5 protein-coding genes and 1 pseudogene are annotated in these 6,706 nt (G+C 72.3%); 4 read left to right on the forward strand and 2 right to left on the reverse strand.

The window, feature by feature from the left end; all coding sequences use genetic code 11:
* Window positions 1–121: 121 nt before the first annotated feature.
* The 3 genes and pseudogenes from MFF42_RS15500 to MFF42_RS15510 all read left to right on the forward strand — a co-directional run.
* Window positions 122–2,362 (forward strand): annotated as a pseudogene (locus MFF42_RS15500) (heavy metal translocating P-type ATPase); the annotation flags it as partial.
* Complete coding sequence (cueR, locus tag MFF42_RS15505; RefSeq protein ID WP_238256543.1) at window positions 2,359–2,775, forward strand: Cu(I)-responsive transcriptional regulator; 417 nt, start codon at window positions 2,359–2,361, stop codon at window positions 2,773–2,775. The pseudogene MFF42_RS15500 and the gene cueR, both read left to right, overlap by 4 nt.
* Before the next feature lie 63 nt (window positions 2,776–2,838).
* On the forward strand, window positions 2,839–4,011 hold the full coding sequence (locus tag MFF42_RS15510; RefSeq protein ID WP_238256544.1) for a M20 aminoacylase family protein: 1,173 nt from the start codon (window positions 2,839–2,841) through the stop codon (window positions 4,009–4,011).
* A gap of 184 nt (window positions 4,012–4,195) precedes the next feature.
* Here the strand turns inward: MFF42_RS15510 and MFF42_RS15515 are convergent, their stop codons facing one another.
* Complete coding sequence (locus MFF42_RS15515; RefSeq protein ID WP_238256545.1) at window positions 4,196–5,116, reverse strand: LysR family transcriptional regulator; 921 nt, start codon at window positions 5,114–5,116, stop codon at window positions 4,196–4,198.
* A 91-nt stretch (window positions 5,117–5,207) separates the two neighbouring features.
* Between MFF42_RS15515 and MFF42_RS15520 the strand changes: the two genes are divergently transcribed.
* Window positions 5,208–6,008, forward strand: a complete 801-nt coding sequence (locus MFF42_RS15520; RefSeq protein WP_238256546.1) for an NAD(P)H-dependent oxidoreductase — start codon at window positions 5,208–5,210, stop codon at window positions 6,006–6,008.
* Between the two features lie 34 nt (window positions 6,009–6,042).
* Here MFF42_RS15520 and MFF42_RS15525 read toward each other — a convergent pair.
* The coding region (locus tag MFF42_RS15525; protein ID WP_238256547.1) for a methyl-accepting chemotaxis protein at window positions 6,043–6,706 on the reverse strand (664 nt) is incomplete at its 5' end.

Consider the following 6,706-nt stretch of genomic DNA (forward strand, 5'->3'; position numbering starts at 1 on the left):
CTCGGCGCCTTCGGCCTGGAGGCGTGAGCGGACGGGATTTCGGCTTGCATGACCGGTCGCACCAGACTGCCGTCGGCGGGCGACGGCGGTCCGGGCGCTCGGGCCGGCGATCAGGGATGCGCGCGCCGTCACCGCCGTCGCCGTCGAGGGCATGAGCTGCGCCTCCTGCGTCGGCCGGGTCGAGCGCGCGCTCCTGGCGCTGCCCGGCGCGGTCTCGGCGAGCGTCAACCTCGCCACCGGCCGGGCCGAGCTGCGCCACGCCGCCGGGGCCGTCTCGGTGAGCGATGTCGAGGCCGCGGTGCGGCGGGCCGGCTACGAGCCGCATGCGCTCGCGGCAGGGCAGGACCGCTCGCACGAGGAGCGGCAGGAGCGGGAGGCGGCCGCCCTCCGCCGCGACCTGATCGTCGCGGCCGTGCTGTCGAGCCCGGTCGTCGTGCTCGACATGGGCGGACACCTGCTGCCGGGCTTCCACCACGCGGTGACCGGCGTCGTTGGCGCCAGCGCTCTCGCTTGGCTCCAGGCCGTGCTCGCGACCCTGGTGCTGGCCGGGCCCGGCCGCCGCTTCTTCCGGATCGGAGTGCCGAACCTGCTGCGCGGCCATCCGGACATGAATGCCCTCGTCGCCCTGGGATCCGGCGCGGCCTACCTGTTCTCGCTGGTCTCGACCGCCGCCCCGTGGTGGCTGCCGGACGGGTCGGCGCACCTCTACTTCGAGGCGAGCGTCCTCATCGTCACGCTGATCCTGCTCGGGCGCACCCTCGAGGCCCGCGCCAAGGGCCGGGCCGGCGCGGCGATCGCCCGGCTGATCGACCTCTCGCCGAAGACGGCCCGGCTGGTGGACGGCGCGAACGAGCGCGAGGTGCCGGCTGCCGACCTCCGGGTCGGCGACCGGGTCCGGGTGCGCCCCGGCGAGCGCGTGCCGGCGGACGGCACCGTCGCCTCCGGTTCCTCCTTCGTCGACGAGAGCATGATCACCGGCGAGCCGGTCCCGGTGGAGAAGGGCCGGGACGCCCGCGTCGTCGGCGGCACCCTCAACACCACCGGCAGCTTTGACCTCACCGTGGACCGCACCGGCGCCGACACGGCGCTCGCGCGGATCGTGCGGATGGTCGAGGAGGCGCAAGGGGGCAAGCTGCCGATCCAGGCGCTGGTCGACCGGGTGACCCTGTGGTTCGTGCCCGCCGTCATCGGGATCGCCGCGCTGACCTTCCTCGCCTGGCTCGTCCTCGGGCCGGCGCCGGCGCTCGGCCACGCCCTCGTCGCGGCGATCTCCGTGCTCATCATCGCCTGCCCCTGCGCCATGGGGCTGGCGACGCCGGTCTCGATCATGGTCGGCACCGGCCGGGCGGCGGAGCGCGGGGTGCTGTTCCGCCAGGGCGCGGCGCTCCAGGCGCTGCAGGACGCCCGCGTCATCGCCCTCGACAAGACCGGCACCCTCACGGAGGGCCGCCCCCGCCTGACCGATCTCGTCACCGCGCCGGGCTTCACCCGCGAGAGCGTGTTGGCCCTGGCGGGCGCCGTCGAGGCGCGCTCCGAGCATCCGGTCGCCCGCGCCATCGCCGCGGCGGCGCGGGAAGCCGGGGCGATCCCCGAGGTCGAAGCCTTCGAGGCGGTGCCGGGTCACGGGGTCTCGGCCTGGGTCGAGGGACGGCCGGTGGCGCTCGGCAACCGCCGCTACATGGAACGGCTCGGCATCGCGACCGGGGCGCTCGAGACCGAGGCGGCCCGGCTCGCGGGTGAGGGCAAGAGCCCGATCTTCGCCGCCGTCGATGGTCGGCTCGCGGCGCTCGTGGCGGTGGCGGACCCGGTCAAGCCGGATGCGCGGCAGGCCCTCGATGCCCTGCGCGCCCGCGGTCTGACCGTGGCGATGCTGACCGGCGACGCCCGCGCCACCGCCGAGGCGGTCGCCCGCTCGCTCGGCATCACCGAGGTCGAGGCCGAAGTGCTGCCCGAGGGCAAGGTGGCTGCCCTGCGCCGCCTGCGCGAGGCGCACGGACCGGTCGCCTTCGTCGGCGACGGCATCAACGACGCCCCGGCGCTCGCCGAGGCCGATATCGGCATCGCCATCGGCACGGGCACCGACATCGCGGTGGAGAGCGCCGACGTGGTGCTGATGTCCGGCGCGCTCGGCGGCCTGGTCGAGGCCGTGGTCCTGTCGCGGGCGACGATCGCCAACATCCGCCAGAACCTGTTCTGGGCCTTCGCCTACAACGCCGCGCTGATCCCGGTCGCCGCCGGCGCGCTCGTCGCCTTCGGCGGGCCCCCGCTCTCGCCGGTGCTCGCGGCCGGGGCGATGGCGCTCTCCAGCGTCTTCGTCGTCGGCAACGCCCTGCGCCTCCGGCGGGCGGGAGCCGATACATGAGCGAGCGATCCGTCACCATCGGCGAGGCGGCCCGCGCTACCGGCGTCTCGGCCAAGATGATCCGCTACTACGAGGAGACCGGCCTGCTCGGCCCCGCGGGCCGGACCGCCTCGGGCTACCGCGTCTACGGCGAGGCCGACCTGCACGCCCTGCGCTTCGTGCGCCGGGCGCGCGACCTCGGCTTCTCCATGCGGGAGATCGCCGACCTGCTGGCGCTCTGGCACGATCGCTCCCGCGCCAGCGCGGCGGTCAAGGCGGTGGCGCTCGACCACGTCGCCGACCTGCGCCGCCGCATCGGCGAGCTGGAGGCGATGGCCCGCACCCTCGAACATCTGGCCGAGCGCTGCTGCGGCGACGACCGCCCCGACTGCCCGATCCTCGACGATCTGGCGGGAGGGGCGGGGACGCGCTGAGGCTTGGCCGTTGACCCGCGGTTGGCCTTCTGCTTGCTGGAACCCTCCGGAAAGGTTGGATCCATGCCCGTCATCGACCGCATCGCCGATCTCTCGGAGGAGATCACCGCTTGGCGGCACGATCTCCACGCTCATCCCGAGCTGCAATACGACGTCCACCGCACCGCCGGTGTCGTCGCGGAGAAGCTGCGCGCCTTCGGCTGCGACGAGGTCGTCACCGGGATCGGCCGGACCGGCGTCGTCGGGGTGATCCGCGGCCGGTCGCACGGCTCGAACCGGGCGATCGGCCTGCGCGCCGACATGGACGCGCTGCCGATCCAGGAGCTTCGCGACCTTCCCTATCGCTCGACGGTGCCGGGCAAGATGCACGCCTGCGGCCACGACGGACACACCGCCATGCTGCTCGGCGCCGCGAAATACCTCGCCGAGACCCGCGATTTCGACGGCCGCGCGGTGCTGATCTTCCAGCCGGCCGAAGAGGGCGGCGGCGGCGGCGAGGCGATGGTGCAGGATGGGATGATGGAGCGCTTCGGCGTCGAGGCGGTCTACGGCCTGCACAACATTCCCGGCCAGCCGGTCGGCACCTTCGCCATCCGCCCCGGCCCGATCATGGCCTCGACCGACCGCTTCACGATCCTGATCGAGGGCAGGGGAGGGCACGCGGCCCTGCCGCAGGCGGCGGTCGATACGGTGCTGGTGGCGAGCCATATCGTCGTCGCCCTGCAATCCATCGTCGCCCGCAACATCGATCCGCTCGACTCGGCGGTCGTCTCCGTCTGCGCGGTCGAGGCGGGAGAGGCGTTCAACGTCCTGCCGCAGACGGCGGAGCTGCGCGGCACGATGCGGGCGCTGACGCCGGCCGTGCGCGGCCTGATGCGCGAGCGGCTCGCCGCCATCGCGGAGAACGTGGCGGCCGCCTTCGGCGCGCGGGCGCGCATCGACTTCGCCAGCGGCTACCCGGCGACCGAGAACCATCCGGCGGAGACCGACTTCATGGCCGACATCGCCGCCCAGGTCGTCGGCGAGGAGCAGGTCGAGCGGAACGTGGCGCCGATGATGGCGGCGGAGGACTTTTCCTACATGCTCGCGCACCGGCCGGGCGCCTACATCTTCATGGGCAACGGCGATTCCGCCGGCCTGCACCACCCGGACTACGACTTCAACGACGCGGCCATCCCCTACGGCGCCTCGCTCTGGGCGCGGATCATCGAGGCCGGGCTACCGCCTCGGGGATAGGGCCGTCGGGCGAGGTGAACCGGCGGCAAGCCGGTCGAGCGGATTGCCAGCACATGGTTCGTGCGGCCATGGATCCAGACATCATACGGTTTCCGCTTGAACGCCTCCGTCATCGCTCGGCCTGTCCCCTCCCCAGAAGGGGGAGGAGAGAGGCGGTAGCCGAAGCGATCACCCGGAAACCATATCACTCCTGGACGAGCCCCGGCAGCGCCGCCAAGGAGGCCGCGAGCGAGTCGACCAGCATGCGAACGCGCCTGATGCGCGTGCGACCGGGCACGATGAGAAGCGAGAGCGGTACGGGCTCGGGCCTATAATCGGGCAGAATCGGCTCGACCGTGCCGGCCGCCAGCAGATCGTCGATGAGCCAGAGATGGGCCGCCGCGATCCCGCGCCCCTGGATCAGCGCCTCGCGGGCCGCCAGGCCGTGATCGACCAGCAGGTGGCCTTCGAAGGGGATCAGGACCTCGGTTCCATCCGGCCGGCGAAGCTGGAGCATGGCGTGACCGGCGACATTGCTCATGCGGATGGAAGCGTGCCGGCTCAGGTCGCCGGGCGTCTCGGGGCGCCCGTGCCTCGCGAGGTACGTGCGGGATGCCACCAGGACGCGGCGTGATTGACCGATGGTCCGGCACTGCATCGAGCTGTCGACCAGCGGTCCGAGACGGATCGCGACATCGACCGCCTCCCGCACGAGGTCGATGCGCGCGTCGGACAGGCTGAGATCGACCACAATCTCCGGATGCTGATCCTGTATCGCGAAGAGCATTCGGCAGACATGCCGGACCCCGAGAGCCGCGGTGCAGGACACGCGGACCGTGCCGGTCAAACCGCCGCCGGCGCTCCGGGCTCCGTCCGTCGCCTCATCGACCAGCCGCAGGATCGTGCGCGCCTCGGCATGGAAGCGCTGACCCTCGTCCGTCAGGGTGATGCGCCGCGTGGTCCGGTTGAGGAGCGTGACGCCGAGCGCACTTTCGAGGTCCGCGACATGCCGCGAGACGGTCGATTGCCCCACCCCTTGCTCGCGGGCCACCGCGGACAGGCTGCCACGCTCGACGACACGGGCGAAGCTGCGCATCCGTTCCAGCGTGACGCCCGATCGATCCATTCGGCGGCATGATCCTATCCGTTGCCCTCAGCTACCGGATGAATCCGGACGCGCCTAGCCTCGCGCCATCTTTCTCCGGTGAGCCGCAGGCATGAAGATCCTCGTCGTTTCCGCCCATCCCGATCCGGCATCGCTGACGAACGCCTTGCGCGATGCGGCCGTCGCCGAACTCCGCTCGGACACCCACGACGTCCGCGTGACCGATCTCTACGCCATCGGGTGGAAATGCGCCGTCGACCGGCGCGACTTCCCGGCCTTGCCTGCCTCCGAACGCCTGCGGGTACCGGCGGCGTCCAGCGCGGCGTTCGCCACCGGGAACCTCACCGAGGACGTCGTCGCCGCGCAAGACGACCTCCTCTGGGCGGACGCCCTGATCCTGGCGTTTCCGCTCTGGTGGTTCTCCATGCCGGCCATCCTGAAAGGGTGGATCGACCGGGTCTACGCGTGCGGCTTCGCCTACGGCGTCGGCGAGCACAGCGAGACGCGCTGGGGGGATCGCTACGGCGAGGGCACGCTCGCGGGCAAGCGCGCGATGCTCATCGTGACGGCCGGAGGCTGGCCGTCGCATTATGGTCCTCGGGGGATCAACGGGCCGATCGAGGACCTTCTCTTCCCCATCCATCACGGCGTGCTGTTCTATCCGGGCTACGACGTGCTGCCGCCGTTCGTGGTCTATCGCGCCGACCGGATGGACGATGCCACCTTTAGCACCACCGCCGCTGCATTGAAGCGCCGGATGCGAACCTTGTTCGAGACATCCCCCATCCCGTTCCGACGGCAGAACGGCGGGGATTACGCGATCCCGTCGATGGAGTTGCGCCCTCAGGCGGTCAGAGCGGACCTCACCGGCTTCGCCGCCCACATCGCGATGTCGGACGGGAAGGACTGCTGAACCGAACCTCCGAGGGCGAGCCGGGTAGACCCATTCACGCCGCGTGCACCCGCTCCAGGAACGTCGCGATGGCCGCCTGCAGCGCCGCGCTGCCCTCGCCGACCCGCTCGGCGCCGGTGCGGACTTCGTCCGAGCGCTCCTCGTTCGAGGCCGCGGCGCGGCGGACGCCGGTGATGTTCTCGGAGACCGTGCGGGCGTCGGCGGCGGCGCCGGCGATGGCGCGGGCGATCTCGTGGCTGGCCTGACCCTGCTGCTCGGCCGCCGCGGCGACCTCGGAGGCGATGAGGCTGAGCTGCGCGATCGTCTGCCCGATCTCGCCGATGGCGCCGCTGGTGCTGCAGGCGGCCTGCTGGATCGCGGTGACCTGGGCGGCGATGCGATCCGTCGCCGCCGCGGTCTGGCCGGCCAAGGCCTTCACCTCGCCGGCGACGACGGCGAAACCGCGCCCCGCCTCGCCCGCGCGGGCGGCTTCGATGGTCGCGTTCAGGGCCAGCAGGTTCGTCTGCTCGGCCACCGCGCGAATCAGCGTGACCACCGCGCCGACCTCGTCCGCCGCCCGCGACAGGGCGCTGACCGTTGTCTCGAGCCCGCGGGCATCGGTGAGCGCCGTCTCGGCGATGCGGCTCGCGTGGCGCACCCGCTCGCCGATGCCCTGGGCCGAACTCGACATGGTCGGCCGGGTGCTGGAGGCGGAGGGC

Origin of the sequence: Methylorubrum podarium (assembly GCF_022179745.1) — a bacterium.
Lineage (GTDB): Bacteria > Pseudomonadota > Alphaproteobacteria > Rhizobiales > Beijerinckiaceae > Methylobacterium > Methylobacterium podarium.

What these genes read in the sequence shown, in the direction of transcription:
- MFF42_RS15510 (WP_238256544.1), top strand. Translation starts at nt 2,839, where the DNA reads ATGCCCGTCATCGACCGCATCGCCGATCTCTCGGAGGAGATCACCGCT.
- MFF42_RS15520 (WP_238256546.1), top strand. Translation starts at nt 5,208, where the DNA reads ATGAAGATCCTCGTCGTTTCCGCCCATCCCGATCCGGCATCGCTGACG.
- cueR (WP_238256543.1), top strand. Translation starts at nt 2,359, where the DNA reads ATGAGCGAGCGATCCGTCACCATCGGCGAGGCGGCCCGCGCTACCGGC.
- MFF42_RS15515 (WP_238256545.1), bottom strand. Translation starts at nt 5,116, where the DNA reads ATGGATCGATCGGGCGTCACGCTGGAACGGATGCGCAGCTTCGCCCGT.